Source organism: Arthrobacter sp. CDRTa11, assembly GCF_026427775.1.
GTDB lineage: Bacteria > Actinomycetota > Actinomycetes > Actinomycetales > Micrococcaceae > Arthrobacter.
This window is the reverse complement of sequence record NZ_CP044532.1, coordinates 2,364,553-2,384,504: the sequence shown is the minus strand read 5'-3', so window position 1 is coordinate 2,384,504 and position 19,952 is coordinate 2,364,553. Positions and strand designations below refer to the sequence as shown.

The following is a 19,952-nucleotide window of genomic DNA, read 5'->3' as shown; positions in this document are numbered from 1 at the left end:
CAAAGCAGCCGTGGGATCACCAGGCGTGCGGTGGGTCGTCCGCAGGATCAGGCCGGGTCGCGCTTGTTCGTGGGCCAGCGCACCGACGCGGCCGCGAGCACGGCGCAAGACATCCAGAGCGCTCCGCTGGGCCCAACGGGAGCCGCCAGCAGCCCCGCCGCGGCGGGCAGGCCTACCTGGCCTACCCGATTGCCGAGTAGGCGCAGGGCCAGTGCCGCTCCTCGGGAAGCTGGTGGAACGGCCCGAGCAACAAGCACCATCGTGATTGGCTGTCCCAAACCCAGAAAGAACCCGGTGATGGCCATCAGGGCTCCCGCATCCATCAGGTTAGCGGGTACGAATCTAGCGATCGCCGATTGTCCGGCGATCACGAAGCACAATTGACCTACGCCGGGTAGAGCACTCGCTAAGATGACCAAGACAAGGGACGGAGACACTGCAAGTACAAAAGGCCCGACGGCAAGGAGCAGCGCTCCGATAGTCACGATTCCCCGCAGGGAGCTGCACCTGTCGGATATCCTGCCGAGCCATAGAGCTGCGGCCACCGGTACCAGCGCGAACGATGCCGACGTCAGACCGATGGTGATGGAGTCACCGCCCAAAGCCAGCACTTTATAGGAAATCAACGGGCGTACGAGATTTAGGGCGATTTGGGACAGGACAGCGGACGCAATCAGCATCCAAAGCCAGCTACGTGATTCCGGCCCGTCTACGTTCATGGACCCTCCACTCTTTGAAGGCCAAACCAATGCTTGGACCTGCTTCAGAAGGTCCGCAGCTGCACATTACAGGGATCAGAAAGCACGGTGGCTTGAGCAAACGAAAAGTGGCTGACCCAGGAACGCTAAGACTGGAACTCCTCGATGAAACCGTTCAGACAGCCGTGGCGTTCCCGGTCAATTCGTCAGTGTCACGCGGGGAGCTCCGCGACGCGCTGAGCGAGGTAGTCCACGCCGATACGGGGGCTCGACAGCACGGTCATCCCGGTCTTCTCCTGGAGAACCCCGGCAAGACGGTTCATGGATGCCTGCGCAAGAACGATCATGTCAACGTTTTTGGCGAGATCCGTCGCCTGCTCAATGATCATGGCATCGTGCTTTTCGCGGTCCCCCGACATGAGGACTGAGAATGCTCCTTCGCACAACCGCTGCTCGAGTGTGATGCTGCGCCCGATTTCATCTGCTTTTGCCTGGATCAGATCAGATGTCGGACCAAGCGTGGTGGGTACGGTGGCCAGGACGCCAATGCGGTTGCCTTCACGGGCGGCGGTCAGCGCCATCGCCTCGTCAATTTTCACCACAGGGGTATGAACGTTTCGGGCGGCGACGTCCAGAGCCGGTCCCAAGGAAGAGCATGCGGAGAAGATGATGTCCGCGCCTGCTGCTTCAGCCGCCTGCGCCAGATGGGTCATTCGTGCCTCACTGTTGGGTGAAATACCTTGCTCGCGCACAACTGTTGCCAGTACGTCGGAGTCTACAAAGTGCATGACTTCAGCATCGGGAATGAGCTCAGCAATGAGGTCATTGATCACAGGCTCGACAGAAACGAAAACAAAGCTTGTGTGCAGAATCGCGATTTTCTTGGGCACGCTGGTTACTTCCTTTGGTGTGGATGCCTGACGCGTCTGAAGATTCATCAGGGCAGATCTGGTATGCATGGGTGGCTCCAACTAGTTGGAGATGCGGGCTTTGATCTTCCGTGTGCTTGCCCGCGGGGGGGTGGGGGTGAGCACGGGGCCCTTGTGGGCCCCGTGTTGGCCCGTGGTGGTTTAGAAGGTGTGGAGGACGAAGCGGAGGAATTCGGTGGGTTCGATGGCTTCGAGGGGTACGGGGCCTTCGTTGGCGAGGAATTCGTATCCGGTTTCGGGGCCGTATTTTTCGCCGCCTGCGGTGACCTGGCCCTTGGTTTGGAACAGGATTTCGATGGAGGGGAACTGGCCTGCCTGGTAAACGGCGCCGGCATCCAGGCGGACGAAGCCGATGCGGAAGTTGCGCTCGGTGAAGGTGCCCAGCCATTTCTCGGCCACGCCCTGATCGGCTGAGGGGAGCCAGTCGTAGGCGTCTGGGTTCATGGCGATGACGTCTTCGTAGCGGGGGGTGGCGAATTCGAGCTTGCCACCGGTGGCGTGTTCGAAGATCGCCTGGGAGCCGTCCACGACCTTCTCGGCGCCGTTGGCGTCGGTGTAGTGGTACATACCCTTCTTGAACTCGCCGGTCTTTTCCAGATCAGCGTTGGTCGCTTCGCGCTGGGCGACGGACAGGTAGCCCTGGCCGCTGGCGCCGCCGGACTGGAGAACCAGTGTGCGGAGGCCTTCGGCGCGTTCCTGCGGGCCGTAGTGGACACTCTCGGGGAAGTACCCGACCCAGCCTTCCTCCAGGAAATCCTCCTCGGAGTAGGGCAGCCGGCCTTTGATCACGTAGCGGACCTGGTCAAAGTTGTGCCGGTGACGCGGGGTCCGCCACCCACCGCCGCCGGTGTGGCCCATGTTCAGGTCGTAATTGTTCGGTGAGCCGTCCTCACCGAACAGCAGGTGTTTCTGGTCCAGTACTCCCTCACGCATGGATCCGACTGCTTCGATATCGGTATCCGCTGCCTTGCTTACGCGCATCTCCAGCTCCTTTATAAAGTCGAGTCATCCCCCGGCAAGATCCGCGGGGGGCGCGGCGTCCGGTCCGCCGCTGCTATCGTGCAGACCGGTCGCCGTCCATTGACACTATCCCACATGACGGGATATTGTTCAATAGCAAGGCCGGGCACACCGCCTCCTGTTTTCCCGATAACGCCCAGCCGGTTATGGGTCATTGCTGTCCAGGACAGCACCCCGTTCACCACTGCCTGCACGACCATCACGACGCGAAACCACGAGGATCGACCATGACGACGACACCCCTGACTCACATTCCCCATGACTCCGGCGTGCCGGCATCAGCGCGGGACTTCAGCGTCGAGGGGCGGGTGGTCATTGTCACCGGCGCAGCCCAGGGCATCGGCCGGGAACTCGCGCGCCAGTTCGCCGCGGCCGGAGCCGTTGCCGTGGTAGCTGACCTCGCCATCGACAAGGCCGAAGCAGTCGTGAAGGAAATTCATGACGCCGGCGGGGTAGGTCTGGCCGTAAAGGTGAACGTGGCCGACGAAGCGTCCGTCACGGCCATGGTCGACACCGTGATCCAAACATGGGGCAGGATCGATGTGCTGATCAACAACGCCTCGATCTTCGCCAGCATCGAAAAGGGCCCGTTCGACCAGATTCCCCTGGATCAGTGGGAAAACGTGCTGAAGGTCAACATCACCGGCACCTACCTCTGCGTCAAGGCAGTCGCTGCCCATATGCGCAAAGCAGGCTTCGGCCGCATCATCAACATCTCATCCGACGCAGTCACCCGCGGCACCGCTAACTACCTGCACTACGTCACCTCCAAATCAGCACTGATCGGCATGACCAACTCCCTGGCCCGCGAACTCGGCAGCCACGGGATCACCGTCAACTGCATCCGGCCCGGCAGCGTCGCAACCGAAGTCGAACGCACCGTCAACCCCACCGCCGAAGTCCGCGAACGCGCCGCGTCCCTGCAGTGCATCCCCCGCGGAATGGTCCCCACCGACCTCGTCGGCATCATGTTCTTCCTGGCCACCCCCGCCGCCGCATTCATCACCGGCCAAACCATCGCCTGCGACGGCGGCTACACCCACAGCAGCTAACCCACCCCACACGCCACCACAGGAGAACCCCGACCATGAAGCAGTACCCGCACCTGTACATCGACGGTAAATGGACTGACCCGATCAACGCCCGCGAGGTGGAGCTCATCGACCCCACCCGCGAGGAGGCCTTCGCCCGGGTCACGTTGGGGAGCGCTGCGGACGTAGACCGCGCGGTCGCCGCAGCGCGACGTGCGTTCGAAAGCTTTTCCACCACATCGGTGGACGAACGAATAGCGCTGATCGACCGCATCATCGACGTCTACGAGTCGTACACCGACGAGTTCTCCGAGTTGATTGCGCGCGAAGTGGGCATCCCCGTCAGCAGCCGAGCCCAGGTCATGGGCCCTGCAGACCACATGCGGGTGGCCCGCGACATCTTGCGAGACTACCCATTCGAGTCGCGAATCGGTGGCGCCATTGTTCGACGCGAGCCGATCGGCGTCTGCGCGCTGATCTCACCATGGAACTGGCCAATCCAAACCGGTGTCATCAAGATCATTTATGGGCTGGCTGCAGGCTGCACTATTGTAGCCAAACCCAGTATTAACTCCGCAGCCAGCGGCACCCTCCTTGCCCAGGTGTTGCACGAGGCCAACGTACCGGCGGGTGTGTTCAACCTGGTGAACGGGACAGGCCGCGTCGTGGGCGATGCGCTGTCCCGCCACCCCGGCGTGGACATGATCTCCTTCACTGGGTCCACCGGTGCCGGGCAGCAGGTCGGGGCCGCCGCCGCCGAAACAGTGAAGCGCGTCTCGCTCGAACTGGGTGGAAAGTCAGCCAACATCGTGCTGCCCGACGCAGACCTCGAAAAAGCTGCCCGTTGGAACATTCAACGCAGCTTCTTTAATGCTGGTCAGTCCTGCCATGCCCCTACGCGCATGCTGGTGCACGAGAGCCAGATGGAGCAGGTTGTCCCCTTCCTCGTCGATGAGGCTCAACGCTTCCGCCTCGGTGACCCACTGGAAAACTCCACGACAATGGGTCCGGTCGTCAGTGCCGACCAGTACAAGTCGATTAGGGACCTGATTCAAACCGGTATCGATGAGGGAGCCAACCTCGTCACCGGTGGGCTTGAGCGCCCTGAGGGCCTGGAACATGGCTATTTCGTGCAGCCCACAGTATTCACTGGGGTTACACCGGACATGACGATCGCCCGGGAGGAAATCTTTGGACCCGTCCTCGCCGTCATCCCCTACCGTGACGAGGAAGAAGCCCTACGGATCGCCAACGATTCCCCCTACGGGCTCGGAGGCTACGTCTTTGGCGGCGACGAGACCAACGCCCGCCGTGTGGTAAACGGGCTGCGTGCCGGGCGAATCAGCTACAACGGCGCCGCCACGGATTCGTACACGCCCATGGGCGGATACAAGCAGTCAGGCATCGGCCGCTCCATGGGCAGATTCGGACTTGAAGAATACCTCGAAACCAAATCCGTCTACGGGTTCGAAGACGAGGCCCAAAAACTGCCGGCTCTCTTCGGCTGAAACAACCCAAGTCGATCAGGAGACATAGAACATGAACAACGAAGCCCCACTGCTGCGCAATCACGCCAAGGAAAAGTTATCCAGGGGCGAGACAGTGTATTCCATGACAGTCCGTCTGGTGCGGACCGTCGACATCGCATCTATCGCCTACACCGCAGGTTTTGACTCCATTTACATCGATATGGAGCACAGCAGCTTTTCCCTGGAGGCGGCGGGTCAAATCTGCCTTGCCAGCAATCACCTCGGCGTCACTCCTCTTGTTCGCGTGCCCGGCTTGGACCCGTCGTTCATCGCCAGGGTCATGGATTCCGGTGCAATGGGGATCATCGTCCCCGGGGTGGAGTCGGCCGAGGAGGCGCGCGCTTTGGTTCGTGCCGTCAAGCATGCGCCGCTGGGCGAACGTTCCCTGGCAGGGGCCGCGCCCCAGCTTCACTATCGCACCCTGCCGGCAGATCAAGTCGTCCGTGAGCTTGATTCGGCCTCCATGGTGGTGCCGATGATCGAGTCGCAGGCAGGCCTGGACGCGGTGGAAGCCATCGCGTCAGTAGACGGTGTGGACATGATCCTCGTGGGTGCCAACGACCTCAGCGTCGAGCTTGGTGTTGCCGGGCAGATGGACCATCCGCGGGTGCACGAGGCGTATCTTCAGGTCATCAAGGCCTGCCAGGCGAACGGAAAGTCCGTAGGTATCGGTGGACTTGGCGGGCGGCCGGATCTCATCCGCAAGTATCTCGATCTCGGTGCCGGCTACGTTTCCACGGGGAACGACATTTCATTCCTGAGCGGCGCGGCAGCACAAAAGCGTCAACAGTTCGAATAGTCGGCACAATCCGGAACAGGGAGCACACATGAAAATCTGCATCTATGGAGCAGGGGCCGTGGGCGGGCACATCGCCGGACGGCTCGCAGGGAGTGAAGCCGAAGTCTCACTGATCGCCCGCGGTGAGCAACTTGCCGCGATCCGGCAGCGCGGGCTGCGGGTGGAAACCCGTGACGGAAGCCTGATTTCCCACCCGGCTGCGACCGACCGGCCCTCGGATCTGGAGCCTCAGGACGTCGTCATCGTCGCGGTGAAGGCCCCATCCCTGCCGACCATCGCTGAGCACGTCGCTTCCCTGCTCCACCGCGACAGTCTGGTGCTGTTCGTCATGAACGGCATCCCGTGGTGGTACTTCCACTCTCACGGCGGATCCCTGGACGGCACCCGTCTTCGACGGCTGGATCCCAAGGGGGCGCTCTGGGAACACGTTGGCCCAGAACGCGCTGCGGGCGCCGTGGCCTACACCGCCTGCAGCGTGATCGCACCGGGAGTGATCCGTGCCGAGAACGCAGTTAACCGCCTGATCATCGGACGCCCTGACGGTCAGCCTGACGCAAGGCTCGACACGCTAGCGTCGCTGCTGAACCCCAGTGGCCTGGAGGTCACCATCACGCCGAAAATCCGAGACGCGGTATGGGCCAAACTGGTGATGAACCTGATCGGGGGTTCGCTGGGCGTCCTTACCGCTTCGGCCATGAAGGACGTCCTCGATAAGCCTGCCGTTGCCGGCACCGCCAAGGCGATGGCAGACGAGGGCGTCGCTATCGCCCGTGCCCTCGGATGTGACCCGGGCGATCCCGACAAGGGTTTGAGTAAGCTGGCGACATCCAGCCATCTCCAAAGCATCGCGCAGGACCTCGCGGCTGGCCGGCCTATGGAGATCGACGGACTGTTCCGTGTCCCACTCGATCTGGCCGAACTAGTGCAGGTCCCGACCCCCAACCTCGATTTGGTGATCGAGCTGGCCACCCAGCGCGCACGTGCCGCGGGGCTATATCAAGCCACCAGTAGATGACACCGCTCATCCTTGGGAAGGGCTTCCGCCCTTGAGGTGCATAAGAGCGGGCTATGAGACATCCAGGCGTCGGCAGGGCGGTTAGGGCACAGGCTTTGAACCAACCATTATCGAGTTCAAGGGGAAGTCATGATTACCAGTCGTAAGCCAGATGACGAAGACGCCTTCATGGTTGCGGGAACGGACAACGAGCTGACCAGCTCGCGTTGGATGCCGAACCCAAGCGAACTCGTTGAAGTACGACGCTTGGGGTGTGAAGTACGACGAGGGGTCATCGAGACGGTGATGGAGGACAACTCAGGCTTCTGGTTGGCCGCCAACGGCGTAGACCCCCGCTTGTTTGTGCTCCTGCACGATCAGAAACAAACCATTCGGCGCATCACGGTTTCTGGCTGACGCCGGACCTCAACAGCGAAGCTAGGGCCTGGGGCAAGGCGTTGCCCTCCGGATGATTGGCCCACATGCCGCTTGTTCTTCCGGCCTCGCAGCCCATTTTTCAGTCAATCTTGCCGGGTCCGATTGTGCTCGCAACCGGTCGGATCCGGCAAACCAAAGAGAACCGAAAGCGACCAACCGTGGCTATTGATCAGAAAGACCTAAACACCATTGAACCTCGGCTCAGGGCTACCAACTGGTCAGGACCAGTCTGCGTAGGAGACACCAACCGGAGCGATTGTCCCTTCTGCACAAGCCCTGAAACCGACTAACACTCAATACCCCAGGGCTCCGCAGTTCACGCTGCCTGACTGAATGAAACCGGCAAATGCACAGAAAGATACTTCATGGAGGAGATTATGCGCACCGTTCCCTTGGGACCAACAGGCACCCAAGTCCCCAACATCGTGGCCGGCATGATGAGGATCAAGAACAGATCCAACGAGGACATTCGTAAGCTGTACATGACAGCTCGCGATGCCGGTATCGACTTCTTCGATCACGCCGACCTGTACGGCGGAGAACGGCACACATGTGAGCGACGATTCGCCTCAGCCCTGAAACTGAGCACAACCGAGCGCGAACAGATCACCCTGCAAACCAAGACCGGCATCATTGCAGAGCAGTGGCATTACGACTCCTCCTATGAACACATCGTCACCTCCGCCGAAGAGTCGCTGGAAGCCCTCGGGACCGACTACATAGACGTGCTGCTGCTGCACCGACCCGACGCCCTCGTCGAGCCAGAGGAAGTCGCCCGCGCCTTTGACCACCTGGAGTCCAGCGGGAAGGTCCGCGCGTTCGGCGTCTCTAACCACACACCGCGCCAGATCGACCTGCTCAAGACCGCGGTGACGCAGCCGATCGTCGCAAACCAGGTGCAGCTGTCGCTGACTCACTCCACGATCTTCGCGCAGGGCCTGTCGTCAAACATGACCGGCGAGGACGACTCGATCAGCCGTGACGGAGGCGGCGTCGTCGACTACGCCCGGATCAACAAAATCACCCTGCAGGCATGGTCACCCTTTCAGAAGGGTTTCCAAGACGGCGTATTCTTCGGCTCGGGGGAGCATCCAAACCTGAACGCAGAACTCGACCGGCTCGCCACCAAGTACGGCGTCACGCCGACCGCGATTGCCACAGCCTGGATCACCCGCCACCCCGCCGGCTTCCAGGTAGTCCTTGGGACTACCACCCCCCAGCGCATCACGGACGCGGCAGCTGGCTCTGACATCCCACTGACCCGGGGCGAGTGGTATGGCCTCATCCAGGCCGCCGGCCACAACGTGCCCTGACCCAAGCCGGGCGCACATCACGGACCCGGACCGCCAGCAAGGGGCTTCCAACCACGAGTGTGCACAGGACACGCACCGGCTGCGTGCGCCGTGCTGCCCCGGGCAGGCGGGTATCCACCCCTGGACAGTCCAGCGTCCCACTCAAAATGGTTGCGCGACGCGCGATGGAGGTATTCGGGCTCGGCCTGGTGGAGTTCCAGGGCCCTGGCGATCGCGTCAAGGACACTGTCCGAGACACCAGAGAAGTTTCCGCCCCCAATGGTGGTGTCATATTCCACGCTGACTCCAGGGAGACGGGACACTTCTTCCCGCCGCAGCCCCTGCACGCGGCGCCGCCCGCCTGCGGTTCGATGCCGCCAGCTCCAGAGTGAGGCGTCCACAGCGGCTCGAGCGGAACTGCCGTATTTCGGCTCGGTTATCCAATAGGACACGTTATGACGAATCCTCAATGCCTATGGAGGTTCTGCCACAACCCGTTTCAGCAGGGTCTCGCTGTGGTTTCCTGGCAGATGGTTGGATGGTGACAACCCTACTTAGTCAACAGCCGGATGGAGCACAAACGCATGGTCCGAGCTCCAGCCACGTGAGAAGACGGCATTCATGTGCTTCATCCGCGCTCTAACACACAAAGGCGAGCGGGTGGAGTTCGTCAATGAAAGCCTGGTCTTCACCAGAGAGGACTCCCCCATGGCCAACCCCCTGCTAGGCAAGATCGCCGTTCTCGCTAAAGACCTCGAAATAGCCCCGGGACGTGCGTTGGCCGCCACGGGCGCCCACGAGGTCCCCATGCGGCACGCACGTCTGCACATATGATGGCGAACGACCAGACGCATGGGGTCCGACGCCGCTCGCTTCGGCTACTCTTGGGCCTTTTCCTGCTCGGGATTCTCGGGCCAGGGCTGGTGCTTCTCGGGCCCGGCCTGCTCAAAGGCTTGCACACCGAGATCGCCCCGGTGCTGCTGGGGCCACCGGAATGCACAGTCGAAACCTCAGAGGGAGAGGTAGGACTCGACCGTGCGGAGGCGCAGCTGGCAACAACCGCCGTCGCGCTCCAGGCCCGCGGAATGGAGGTCCCGGACACCTCCAATATTGACGAGGCGGTGTTACAGCAGCTTGCCGACGGGCCGTCCGAAGACGCTGGCCCTACCCTGACCTGTCAGGCATCGGCCGCAAATGATCTGCAGGAACAGCAGTTGAGTGTCACCGGCCTTACACCACGCGCTGAACAGTTGCGCGAAGCCATGACCGAGGTGTTCGGCCAACAGAGCCTGGGCGGGTTCGCCCCGGGTGGCATCGGTCAGGGGCACGGAGCGGACTCGACGCATTACGACGGCCGGGCAATTGACATCTTCTTCCGCCCTGTCACCGAGGAAAACCGGCGTGAGGGATGGATACTGGCCCACTGGCTCGTGGCTCATGCTGAGGACCTCGACATCCAGTACGTCATCTTTGATGACCGCTTCTGGAGCGTGCACAGCACACGAGGGCAATGGAACTACTACGACGCACCAGAGCCAGGCAACGACATCCTGCGTCACCTCGACCACGTGCACGTGGACGTGCTGGGCGGAGGTACCGACTAAGGAGCAAATTCCAAGGCCTGGCCTGGCACAAAGGCCACCTGAACCGGGACCGTCGGCGAGGAACCAAACCATTCCTGGCCAAGGGCCCTTTTCCGCTGACGTCCGATTTGACGAGGAACTCCGCGTCCCGGCAGAACCTCCCCTCCGATTGCACTGAAAGGACAGCTGGCCGGCCCAGTCCGCGGGGCGAACTGCAGATGAACAACGCGCCACGATTACCCAAATGGCCGAGAAACGCGGCCGCCCGGGCCTGCGCAAGGCCAATCGGGGATGCCTCCCCTCCCGGCACGGCCACCAAAGGAGGCCGACGGTGGCAGGCAACTGCCGCCGTCGGCCTCCTTTTTCCTGTCTGAAGCGGCCGTGGCCTGGTGGAAGGCTGCTTATAGGCGGTCGCAAAATCGCCGGGTGACTGCCCTCACGACGGGCTGTAATGGGAAGGTTCGCCCCCCGTTACAAAGTCACGACCCCGCTTATCTTCTTTCGGCCCCAAAGGTCCTGGATTGATTTCCTCTGTCAGGCTCAGGGTTTGATGAGTACCTTGAGGCTGCTGCGCTCATCCATGTCCTTGTATCCCTGAGGAATGCCGTCCATGTTGGTGGTGACGTCAAAAACTTTGCCCGGCTCTATGGAGCCGTTGAGAATTTCGGGCAGCAGCTCGTCAATGTAGGCACGCACCGGTGCGGGTCCTCCAGTGAGTTTGATGTTGTGGCGGAACAGGCTGCCGAACCCAATCGGACCCTCCTCGTACTGCGGGACGCCAACCCGGCTGATGATGCCGCCAGGTCGGACGACTCCCACTGCCTGGTCATAGGCCGGCATGTGTCCGACGGCCTCAAGAACCACGTGGGTGCCGTGGCCGCCAGTCAGGTCACGGACCTGGGCGATGCCTTCGTCGCCGCGGGCGGAAACGACGTCGGTGGCGCCGAACTCAAGGCCGAGGTCGGTGCGGGCCTTGTGCCGGCCCATGAGGATGATCTGCTCGGCGCCTAGCCGTTTAGCCGCCAGCACGGCCATCAGCCCGACGGCCCCATCACCGATGACTGTGACGTTGGTGCGCTTATTGACGCCGCCTGCGTGGGCGGCGTGGTGGCCGGTGCCAAAGACGTCGGCGAGGGTCAGCAGGGACGGGATGAGGGATGAGTCGACGGCGACTGGCAGCTTGACAAGGGTTCCGTCCGCCAACGGTACACGTGCCGCCTCGGCCTGGCCCCCTTCGTCCGGAATGGTGTCCCAAAAGGCTGCCTCGTGGTGCGAACAGGATGTATGCATCTTTTCGCGGCAGTACTCACAGGTGTTGTCGGAAATAGCGAACGGAGAGACCACCAGATCACCTTTTTTAAGGGTGGCAACAGCCGAGCCGATGTCCTCGATGACGCCGATGAACTCGTGGCCCATCCGGGCGGGTCCGTCCTCGGGGGACATGGAGTGGTACGGGTGCAGATCGCTGCCGCAGATACATGAGGCGGTCACGCGGACCAGCGCGTCAGTGGGATGTCTGATGATTGAATCCGGGACGCCCTCGACGCGGACGTCCCCAGGGCCGTACATAAGGGTTGCACGCATAGATTTTTCCTTCTCTCAATGAATGCTCGGGCGAATTTCCGCTCGCCCCCGGAAGAGGGCAGATACTATTGACTTCCTCTGAGCACCGCGGCGAAGTTGGCTCACCCGCATCTGTCGGACGTCGCCGACCCGATATAGACGCTGTACATAGGCCGAAGCAATGAACGGGAGCTTTGTTGCTTAACTAACCAGCAAGTCTAGCGCATATACTATCCCGGATTATGGGATATTGTCCATTGTGAGGTACTGATCGACGCATCTGCCAGAGACATCTGACCGTTCTAGAGATCCCTCGTTGCTCACCGGCACCATCAAGAGGCTTGGCGGCGTAGAACGGGAGCTCAGGGCGCAACCTCGACAACTTACCTGCTCTGAGCCAGGCCTCACAGGTAAAGGTGTGCGGCTGGAGTTCGTGAAATCGAACCTGGTCCTCGCGGGCGAGGACTCCCCCATGACCAACGTCATACCCTCGCTCCTGGGAGCCTTGGCCGCCCGGACCGGAACGCAGCGCACTTCCAGTTGCATTGACCACCCGCGAAATCAATCGGGACGAGACCCAGTCGGCATCTGGCATCGACCTTCCGGGCCTTGTTGCTCCGGCGACTTGTCGGCCGCAGCTCGTCGCTTGGCGGAGGAGGGCGCCTCTGCCGCGAGAGCCCGGTTTCTTTGAAAGAACCATAGGCTGAGCGCGAAAACGACGACGAGGGCTGAACAAGCCATGACCGCCGTCCACTGACCGACTTGCCAGAGCACAGCTGCCAGAGTTGAACCGAGAGCACCTCCAATGAAGTTGCTGACGATGTGGGCCGTGTTGAGGCGGCTGCGCGCGGCAGGGTCTATCGAGACCATCATCGTTTGAAGGAGCACAAGTACGGATTGAGTGCCGACGGAGAGTAATGAAATGGCAATGAGTACGGCGACGATGGATGAGCCGCCGAATCCGGCCAGAGCGACCGCCGCCAAGGTAACAACCAGCCCAATGCCGATGGCAGGAACGGCCCGCCCACGGTCATACACCCGTCCTGCGAACTGGGCGCCGATGACTCCCACCACCCCGAACAGGCTCACAAGGCCAATGTGTGATGCTGGAAGGGAGAACGGAGGGGCGGACAGTAACAATGTAAGCCCAGTCCAGAATGCAGTGAAGACACACATCAACGATGACCCAAAGAGCGGGATCACCTTGGCCCGCCGATGCCGAAAAGCAACTTGGAGGACAGAGCAGAGAAGCCTGCCGTAAGGAAGCCGCTCCCTAGGCTCGAGGACTGGAATCGCACGCCACATGATGACGGCAAGAAGAAGTATTGTCCCTGATGCCAGAACATAAATCATGCGCCACCCGAAGACGTCCGCCACTATACCGCTGACCAAACGAGACAGCAGGATGCCCGATAAGAGCCCAGAAGCCACCGTCCCGAGTACCCGTCCGCGCTGCTCATCAGTGGCAAGATCTCCCGCGAGTGGCAGCAACATCTGACCGGCTACGTTGGTGAAGCCAACCAGCGCAAGAGTCGACAGAAGGAGCGCAAAGCTCGGAACCAGCACGCAGCCCGCCAGCGACAAGGAACAGCAGATCATGATTGCAGGGATCAGGCGCTTCCTGTTCATGGTGTCGCCGAGCGGCACGACGAAAAACACACCGAGCGCGTAACCAACCTGCGTCAGCGTTACGAGCAGCCCGGCCGTGCCGGCCTCGACGTCCAGGTCTGCAGCAATCTCGCCCAGAAGCGGCTGGGCCCAATACAAGTTTCCGACGCCGACGCCGCCCACGAAGGCGAAGAGAAGGGTTAAGCCCAAGCCGATCCGCGGAACTCTGGCAGGCCCGTCTTTGCGCGTGACCAACGTGGCCCCTTTCAGCGTGTGAAATTAGGCGCATTGGTCTCTTCGGAACAACCCTGTTGCGGCACCTTGATATTAAGAATATCTCAAAAGATAGGATTATAGAAAGCGTTAGGATTTATACACCCTCCTGTTTTCCCCGTCCCTGTCCGTGGCCAATTTTCGCCAACCGGTAGTGCAACGGCGGAAGCCGTGCCACGCGGAAGTGCTGAATAGGGCCACATAGTGCAAGATATCGTCGACACTTTTCTCCAGCGTGTGCACCGGCATTGTTGCAGGCCACGAGGGCCAATCGCGTTGTGGCATGGAGAGCAATAATTCTTCCCCGCAGAGGTCACCACGGCGAGGAAGACCAGTTCGCAACACACCCCGTGTTCATGCGTATCGAATGCCAGGCAAGAGGTATTAAACGCATGTAAGCAGTAGTCCTGTGGCCATCTCCCGCGCCTGCTGCTAGTGCCTGTCTGAATCGGACAGCCATCCCAACGAAACGCTGTGCCGCACCGGCCCAGCAACCATATTCAATGGCTCTTAGGCGACCCGCGTCGGGACGTAGGATCCGAGCATGTCTGCCACCGGCATGCGTCCCAGTTCGCCAGCGATTTTCTCCATGACGGGCAGCACGCGTTCGGCCGCCTCTTCGGTGAAGCGGAAGCTGGGTCCGGACACGGTGAGTACGCCGACGATATCACTGCTGCCGGCCGCTCGGATGGGATAGGCAAGGGCGGCAATGCCCTCCTCGTAGATGTTGGCTACGTAAAGGTAACCAGCCGTCCGCGCCCTATTCAGTATGTTTAGGGCCTCTTCGATGCTGCGGGGCGCGGCAGAACCGTACTCATCCGGAAGCGCGAAACCTTCTGCCTCTAAACGTACCGCTGCCTCGTCGTCGGAGAGGCTGCTAAGCAGGAGTAAGCCGCTTGCGGTGGAGGCAAAAGGCATGATGCCGCCATGGACATGAAGGGGGTCGTACTTCAGGCCGGACTTTCTGCCCTGGGCCTTGCTGACGCGTACAAGATGGTTTCCGTCGACGAGGTTCAGACGGGCGAGCTCTCCGCTGGCCACGGCAAGATCTTCCAGCAGGGGGCCTGCGAGGGCCACCAGCGGGATTAGTTCAAGGTACTGCAGGGCGTGAGACATAAGTTTCAGCGTGAGGTGATAACGTCCAAACTCGTCGATACGCGTGTATCCCAGACGCGTCAGCTCACCGAGCAGCCTGTGCGTGGGGCCTTTGGATGCCCCTAAGGCCGTAGCGATGTCAGTGAAAGTCAACCCCCGTGGCGCGTGGCTCATCATCTCGATTGCGTGGAGTCCGCGCTCCAGTTCAGCACTCATGCCTTCTCCATACTGCATCCACCATTCTTCCTGCCGAACCGACATCCTTCAGGCGCTCAAGAATGCGGCTTCAAGACCTGCCGTTAGGTGGCGGCGCCATTCGACACTCCCAGCCTAGCCTCAATCAAAGGGGTCCTGCCAATCTTCGCCCGGTCGCGATGGAAGTTCCCTTTTTCACCATCCCCCCACACGGTCATTGACGAAATCCTGATATCCCGGATAACGTCCGCGCTGGAACCTGGTTCCAGTTCCAATATAGATGTTGACCAAATCCTAGATCGCGGGATATCGTGGCTTCGTGGAACCGAGTTCCACAAAGAGGAGGTTTCCATACACGTTGTTGAACCTCACTCTCGAGCCAAGGCATTTGGGCCCCCAGGTCAAGATAACTTCGCCACTTCACCCTTGCACCTAACCGGAGGTAGTGAAGCCGATGTCGATATCGTCCATGATCTGGGCGGGTCGCGATCCGCAGCCACCATGGGCGGAGGCACCAAATGACCTGAGACCAGATAGCTCAGAAGTTCGGCAACTGTGCGGCCACAGCCGCCATCCCGCTCACGGCGGAACAAATCCGCGCAGCACAGGAGATCACCCGCACGCTGGAGTCGCAAAAGGACGCCACGACCCTGATCGCAGTCATGAAGGGCACCTAACCGGAGGCCTGCGGCCCTTTACTGCTCACCACGTACAAACAATCCCCACTACAGCAACAATCATCCAGGCACTCAGCGAGGAGATAAGCCATGAAAAAAACTAAAAAAGAGGTTCGCCCACATCAGAGACTCATGGGCGGAGCTATCGGCAACGTCGTTGAAACCTTTGACTGGTCGGTGTACGCGCTGACGGCTCCCGCGCTGGCAGCACACTTCTTCCCGAAGGGCGATCCGGCAGCTGCTCTCTTGGGCACGTTTGCGGTATTCGCGGCAGCGTTCTTCGCACGTCCACTCGGTGGGGTGATCTTCGGTATTCTTGGCGATCGGCTCGGCCGGTTGCGCATCCTGACCCTAACGGTCCTGATGATGGGCGGCGGCACGCTGGTGACCGGCTTGCTCCCCACCTACGAGGCGATCGGCATCGCCGCCCCGATCTTGCTGGCGATCTGCCGCATCATCCAAGGTCTGTCGATGGGAGGTGAGTCTTCCGGCGGCTACACCTATGTTATTGAATCAGCCCCCGCCAAAAAGCGAGGGCTGTGGATTGGCATCGTCATGTTCGCTATCTACCTGCCGCACTCGTTCCTGTCCCTCACAATCGTCGGTGTTCAGAGTGCATTGGGGGATGCCTACATGGACTGGGGATGGCGTATCCCCTTCATCTTCGGTGGAGTCCTTGCGGTGGTCGGCTTCTGGCTGAGGAAAAACCTCGATGACCCTGAGGAGTTCGAAGCCGCCACGGCCACTAAGGTCACCATCAAGGACACTTTCCGCGGACTCGCCGAGTCCTGGAAGTCGATCGGCCGAATTCTCCTCCTGCAGGCCCCGCAGGCAGCAGTGGCATACCTGATTGTCGGCTACATGTACACGTTCGTCGTGACTCAGGGCGGCCTCAAACAGATTGACGCCCAATGGACCAGCGGAGCGGCAGTCCTCCTTCTCGCCTGCCTCGGCCCGGTCTTCGGAAAACTTAGCGACCGGGTAGGACGCAAGCCTGTGATTTGGGCAGGCTTCATCTGGCTGACAGTGACAGCGTATCCAGCGTTTGCCCTTGCCTCGAACGGCACTGTGATTGGCGCCCTCCTTGGCCAATGCCTCTTGGCCACCGCCAGCGCGCTCATCACCTCGGCGTACTTCGTCGTCGCGGTAGAGATCTTCCCGACCCGCGTAAGGTACGCCGGGCATGGACTCGCCTTCAACCTCGCAGCAGCCATCTTCGGCGGAACAACCCCCCTTGTCGCCACAGCTCTGGTGGACCAATTCGATTCCCCGGTCGCCCCCGCGTTTTACGCCATCGGGATCGCCCTGACCCTGGGCGTTGCCGGATTGCTGCTCACCCCGGAAACACGGCACGTGAGCCTCCGCCATTCTTTGCTCGGAGACAAAAAGCGCAAGGACGACTCCTCCGATGACGAAACCGCTGTCGCGAGTTCATCCACTGATCCGAAATCGTCGGACATGGATGTCGTCGCAGGCAAATAGGGAGCACGATATTCCCGTCAAGCCTGGGGTGCGAACCCGCACCCCAGGCACCCACACAGCCGCGTAATATTTTCGGAGGCGCTTTCCAATGGCTACCAATTTGATGACAGCCCACGAGTCAATCTTCATCGGGGGTGACTGGGTCGCTCCAGCAACACGTGATCGTATCGAGGTGGTATCACCGTGGAGCGAGGACGTTATTGCCACGGTGCCATCGGGCTCCAGAGAGGACGTGGACCGGGCGGTGGCCGCCGCGCAGCAGGCGCTGACGGCGGGACGGTGGCCCTCAATGTCTCTTGACGAACGGATGGCGATCCTAAAACGGTTCCGCGGGCTCCTCCTCGAACGCAGCGAGGAACTCGCCCAGCTCATTACGGCTCAGATGGGCTGCCCGATCACGCAGTCCCGCACCATCCAGGTCGTCAATCCCGTCGGCATTCTCGAGGCGTACCTGGAAACCGCAGAGACGTATCCTTTCCGTACGTTGCGCCGTTCGGCGAACGGCCAGGCTCTCGTCACCCGCGAGCCGGTGGGCGTGGTCGCGGCTGTCGTGCCATGGAACGTACCCGCCTCACTGACAGCGCAAAAGATCGTCCCGGCACTGCTGGCCGGCTGCACCGTCGTGCTCAAACCAGCACCAGAGACTCCTCTCGATGCCTACTTCGTGGCTCAACTGCTCTCGGAAGCCGGCCTGCCACCTGGTGTTGTGAACGTTGTGCCTGCCGAGCGCGAGGTAAGCGAGTACCTAGTGACGCACCCACGTGTGAACAAGGTGACCTTCACTGGTTCGAGCGTCGCCGGACGGCGGATCGCCGAGCTCTGCGGCCACGATCTGCGCCGTGTAACCCTGGAGCTTGGAGGCAAGTCGGCGGCCGTCATCCTCGACGACGCCGATTTGGATGCCGCCGTCTCGGCCCTGCGTCTTGGTTCCTTCCGAAACAGCGGACAGGTCTGCAGCCTCAAGACACGGCTCCTAGTGCCCTCAAAGCTCCAGGACGAATTTCTTGAGCGCCTCAACGCGCTGATCGACACGATGCCCATCGGTGACCCGCAGGACGAGAACACTCACATCGGCCCCCTCGTCAGTGCCCGCCAGCGCGATCGAGTTGAGGGCTACATCGCAACCGGCATCGCAGAAGGCGCACGACTCGTGCGAGGGGGAGGACGTCCCATCGGGCTGGAGAAAGGGTGGTTCGTCGAACCGACGGTGTTCACCGGTGTCGACTCGGATGCCACCATCGCGCAGGAGGAGATCTTCGGACCTGTGGTAGCGGTCATCCCATATCAGAACGAAAACGAAGCTATCGCAATCGCAAACAACTCGATCTACGGCCTCAACGGGTCAGTCTTCACGACGGACATCGAGCGCGGCTTGCGCGCAGCCAGCCGGATGCACACGGGGACGGTGGAACTGAACGGAAATCCTGCAGGATTCTGCGCCCCGATGGGCGGAGTCAAGCAGAGCGGACTCGGCCGCGAATTCGGCCCGGAAGGCATCGACGCATTCGTCGAGCTCAAGTCGATCGGAATCCCAAAGGAAATCGCCGATTCACTTCAGTGAGTAGTTCAACCCTCCGGCCCTGACGCCCCATGGTGCACGGAACGCTTTGCGCTTTCGTTGCTCCCGTGCGTTGAAACAGCCGCCCACAGACGTCGTGAGCCGCTGATCATGCTCATCAATTGCTGCTATATACAGGAGAATCCCATGCAAGGAGTTCTATTCAAGGGAGACCGCAAACTCGAATTGCGGGAGTTTCCGGACCCGACTCCGGGACCCGATGAGGTCGTCGTCGAAGTCCGCGCGTCAGGAATGTGCGGTTCAGATCTGCACGAGTATCGAAAGCCGCAGGGCCAGACCCCGAAAGCCATCGCCGGCCATGAACCCGCCGGCGTGGTCGTGGCCGTCGGCGATCTGGTGCCGGCGTCGTGGATCGGGCGCTCGGTGATGATCCACCACTACATCGGATGTGGGCGCTGCGACCAGTGCCGGACGGGTTGGACCCACATGTGCCGTAAGGAGCATCGCGCGCTCGGATACGCGGTGAACGGAGGGCACGCCAACTACATAAAGGTGCCATTCTCGATTGTTATGCCGTTGCCTGACGGTCTGTCGTTCGAGGCGGCTGCCGCCATCAGCTGCGGGACGGGAACCGCGTGGGGTGCACTCGAAATGATCAACCTGCGCGGCGACGACACCATCGCCATCTTCGGGCAAGGGCCGGTGGGTCTTTCCGCTACCCAGTTGGCCACCGAGCTCGGAGCCAAGGTCATCGCGCTCGATATCGAACCTCACCGGCTGGAACGTTCGCGCGAGTTCGGCGCAGCCGAAGTCATCAATCCGCTCGAGGTCAGCTCCGTCCGCGAGGCAGTACTCGACCTCACCAACGGCCGCGGCGTGACGAAGAGCCTTGAGACATCAGGTGCGCCGGTTGCTACCAATCAGGCGCTTCAGGTACTCGGCCTCTGGAGTACCGTGTGCTGGGTCGGGCGTGGAGCCCCGCTTCAGGTCGACATGACAGGACTGCTTTCGAAGCAAGTAACGGCCAAAACTTCCTGGACACTCTCCACGGAGCAGATGGGTCGGCTGGCAGACTTTGTCCTTGATCGCGGTGTTGACGTGGATGCTCTCTTCACTGATCGATGGAAGCTCAACCAGGCAGTCGAAGCCTATGAATGGTTCGACCGCCAGAGCAGTGGTAAGGGCGTTATCGTCCCCTGAGAATCTCTACTATGCGGATCCTGTTTG

17 protein-coding genes are annotated in these 19,952 nt (G+C 61.1%); 11 read left to right on the top strand and 6 right to left on the bottom strand.

From position 1 onward, the window contains the following. Positions 1–47 precede the first annotated feature (47 nt). The 3 genes from F8G81_RS10690 to F8G81_RS10680 form a co-directional block, all read right to left on the bottom strand. Positions 48–719 (bottom strand): MFS transporter, encoded by a 672-nt coding sequence (locus tag F8G81_RS10690; protein WP_267278943.1) that lies wholly within the window; start codon positions 717–719, stop codon positions 48–50. 191 nt (positions 720–910) lie between these two features. After that, positions 911–1,588, bottom strand: a complete 678-nt coding sequence (locus F8G81_RS10685) for an aspartate/glutamate racemase family protein (protein ID WP_267278942.1) — start codon at positions 1,586–1,588, stop codon at positions 911–913. Positions 1,589–1,768: 180 nt separating this feature from the next. Beyond that, the gene (locus tag F8G81_RS10680) at positions 1,769–2,608 is read right to left on the bottom strand and encodes a hypothetical protein (RefSeq protein ID WP_267278941.1); all 840 of its coding nucleotides are present in this window, start codon (positions 2,606–2,608) and stop codon (positions 1,769–1,771) included. A 266-nt stretch (positions 2,609–2,874) separates the two neighbouring features. Here F8G81_RS10680 and F8G81_RS10675 point away from each other — a divergent pair, with 266 nt between their 5' ends. The 8 genes from F8G81_RS10675 (at position 2,875) to F8G81_RS10640 (ending at position 10,334) form a co-directional block, all read left to right on the top strand. After that, positions 2,875–3,699, top strand: coding sequence for an SDR family NAD(P)-dependent oxidoreductase (locus F8G81_RS10675; protein ID WP_267278940.1), 825 nt, complete (start codon positions 2,875–2,877; stop codon positions 3,697–3,699). Positions 3,700–3,734: 35 nt separating this feature from the next. Next, positions 3,735–5,186: an aldehyde dehydrogenase family protein gene (locus tag F8G81_RS10670; RefSeq protein ID WP_267278939.1), complete on the top strand. Its 1,452-nt coding sequence runs from the start codon at positions 3,735–3,737 to the stop codon at positions 5,184–5,186. 31 nt (positions 5,187–5,217) lie between these two features. Beyond that, entirely contained in the window at positions 5,218–6,006 is a 789-nt protein-coding gene (locus F8G81_RS10665) for an HpcH/HpaI aldolase family protein (protein ID WP_267278938.1), read from the top strand. Positions 6,007–6,034: 28 nt separating this feature from the next. Beyond that, on the top strand, positions 6,035–7,021 hold the full coding sequence (locus tag F8G81_RS10660; protein WP_267278937.1) for a ketopantoate reductase family protein: 987 nt from the start codon (positions 6,035–6,037) through the stop codon (positions 7,019–7,021). A 129-nt stretch (positions 7,022–7,150) separates the two neighbouring features. After that, a complete protein-coding gene (locus F8G81_RS10655) occupies positions 7,151–7,417 on the top strand; it encodes a hypothetical protein (RefSeq protein ID WP_267278936.1) in 267 nt (88 codons plus the stop codon). A gap of 398 nt (positions 7,418–7,815) precedes the next feature. Continuing rightward, entirely contained in the window at positions 7,816–8,751 is a 936-nt protein-coding gene (locus F8G81_RS10650) for an aldo/keto reductase (protein WP_267279188.1), read from the top strand. A 639-nt stretch (positions 8,752–9,390) separates the two neighbouring features. Continuing rightward, positions 9,391–9,564, top strand: a complete 174-nt coding sequence (locus F8G81_RS23590; protein ID WP_416377126.1) for a hypothetical protein — start codon at positions 9,391–9,393, stop codon at positions 9,562–9,564. Then, positions 9,561–10,334, top strand: coding sequence for a hypothetical protein (locus F8G81_RS10640; RefSeq protein WP_267278935.1), 774 nt, complete (start codon positions 9,561–9,563; stop codon positions 10,332–10,334). Before F8G81_RS23590 ends, F8G81_RS10640 begins: the two co-directional genes overlap by 4 nt. Positions 10,335–10,853: 519 nt before the next feature. Here the strand turns inward: F8G81_RS10640 and F8G81_RS10635 are convergent. From F8G81_RS10635 to F8G81_RS10625, 3 genes are all read right to left on the bottom strand, one after another. After that, positions 10,854–11,897: a zinc-binding dehydrogenase gene (locus F8G81_RS10635; protein ID WP_267278934.1), complete on the bottom strand. Its 1,044-nt coding sequence runs from the start codon at positions 11,895–11,897 to the stop codon at positions 10,854–10,856. Between the two features lie 540 nt (positions 11,898–12,437). After that, a complete protein-coding gene (locus F8G81_RS10630; protein WP_267278933.1) occupies positions 12,438–13,739 on the bottom strand; it encodes an MFS transporter in 1,302 nt (433 codons plus the stop codon). Between the two features lie 528 nt (positions 13,740–14,267). Beyond that, a complete protein-coding gene (locus tag F8G81_RS10625) occupies positions 14,268–15,068 on the bottom strand; it encodes an IclR family transcriptional regulator (protein WP_267278932.1) in 801 nt (266 codons plus the stop codon). Between the two features lie 746 nt (positions 15,069–15,814). Between F8G81_RS10625 and F8G81_RS10620 the strand changes: the two genes are divergently transcribed. The 3 genes from F8G81_RS10620 (at position 15,815) to F8G81_RS10610 (ending at position 19,925) form a co-directional block, all read left to right on the top strand. Continuing rightward, positions 15,815–17,206, top strand: a complete 1,392-nt coding sequence (locus tag F8G81_RS10620) for an MFS transporter (RefSeq protein WP_267278931.1) — start codon at positions 15,815–15,817, stop codon at positions 17,204–17,206. 88 nt (positions 17,207–17,294) lie between these two features. After that, positions 17,295–18,767 carry an aldehyde dehydrogenase gene (locus F8G81_RS10615; protein WP_267278930.1) on the top strand — a complete coding sequence of 491 codons (1,473 nt, stop codon included), beginning with the start codon at positions 17,295–17,297 and terminating at the stop codon, positions 18,765–18,767. A gap of 144 nt (positions 18,768–18,911) precedes the next feature. Then, positions 18,912–19,925, top strand: coding sequence for a zinc-dependent alcohol dehydrogenase family protein (locus tag F8G81_RS10610; protein ID WP_267278929.1), 1,014 nt, complete (start codon positions 18,912–18,914; stop codon positions 19,923–19,925). Positions 19,926–19,952: the final 27 nt, after the last annotated feature.

Coding starts and splice junctions, on each gene's coding strand:
- F8G81_RS10690 (WP_267278943.1), bottom strand. CDS start 719: ATGAACGTAGACGGGCCGGAATCACGTAGCTGGCTTTGGATGCTGATT.
- F8G81_RS10680 (WP_267278941.1), bottom strand. CDS start 2,608: ATGCGCGTAAGCAAGGCAGCGGATACCGATATCGAAGCAGTCGGATCC.
- F8G81_RS10675 (WP_267278940.1), top strand. CDS start 2,875: ATGACGACGACACCCCTGACTCACATTCCCCATGACTCCGGCGTGCCG.
- F8G81_RS10670 (WP_267278939.1), top strand. CDS start 3,735: ATGAAGCAGTACCCGCACCTGTACATCGACGGTAAATGGACTGACCCG.
- F8G81_RS10665 (WP_267278938.1), top strand. CDS start 5,218: ATGAACAACGAAGCCCCACTGCTGCGCAATCACGCCAAGGAAAAGTTA.
- F8G81_RS10660 (WP_267278937.1), top strand. CDS start 6,035: ATGAAAATCTGCATCTATGGAGCAGGGGCCGTGGGCGGGCACATCGCC.
- F8G81_RS10655 (WP_267278936.1), top strand. CDS start 7,151: ATGATTACCAGTCGTAAGCCAGATGACGAAGACGCCTTCATGGTTGCG.
- F8G81_RS10650 (WP_267279188.1), top strand. CDS start 7,816: ATGCGCACCGTTCCCTTGGGACCAACAGGCACCCAAGTCCCCAACATC.
- F8G81_RS10640 (WP_267278935.1), top strand. CDS start 9,561: ATGATGGCGAACGACCAGACGCATGGGGTCCGACGCCGCTCGCTTCGG.
- F8G81_RS10635 (WP_267278934.1), bottom strand. CDS start 11,897: ATGCGTGCAACCCTTATGTACGGCCCTGGGGACGTCCGCGTCGAGGGC.
- F8G81_RS10625 (WP_267278932.1), bottom strand. CDS start 15,068: ATGAGTGCTGAACTGGAGCGCGGACTCCACGCAATCGAGATGATGAGC.
- F8G81_RS10620 (WP_267278931.1), top strand. CDS start 15,815: ATGAAAAAAACTAAAAAAGAGGTTCGCCCACATCAGAGACTCATGGGC.
- F8G81_RS10615 (WP_267278930.1), top strand. CDS start 17,295: ATGGCTACCAATTTGATGACAGCCCACGAGTCAATCTTCATCGGGGGT.
- F8G81_RS10610 (WP_267278929.1), top strand. CDS start 18,912: ATGCAAGGAGTTCTATTCAAGGGAGACCGCAAACTCGAATTGCGGGAG.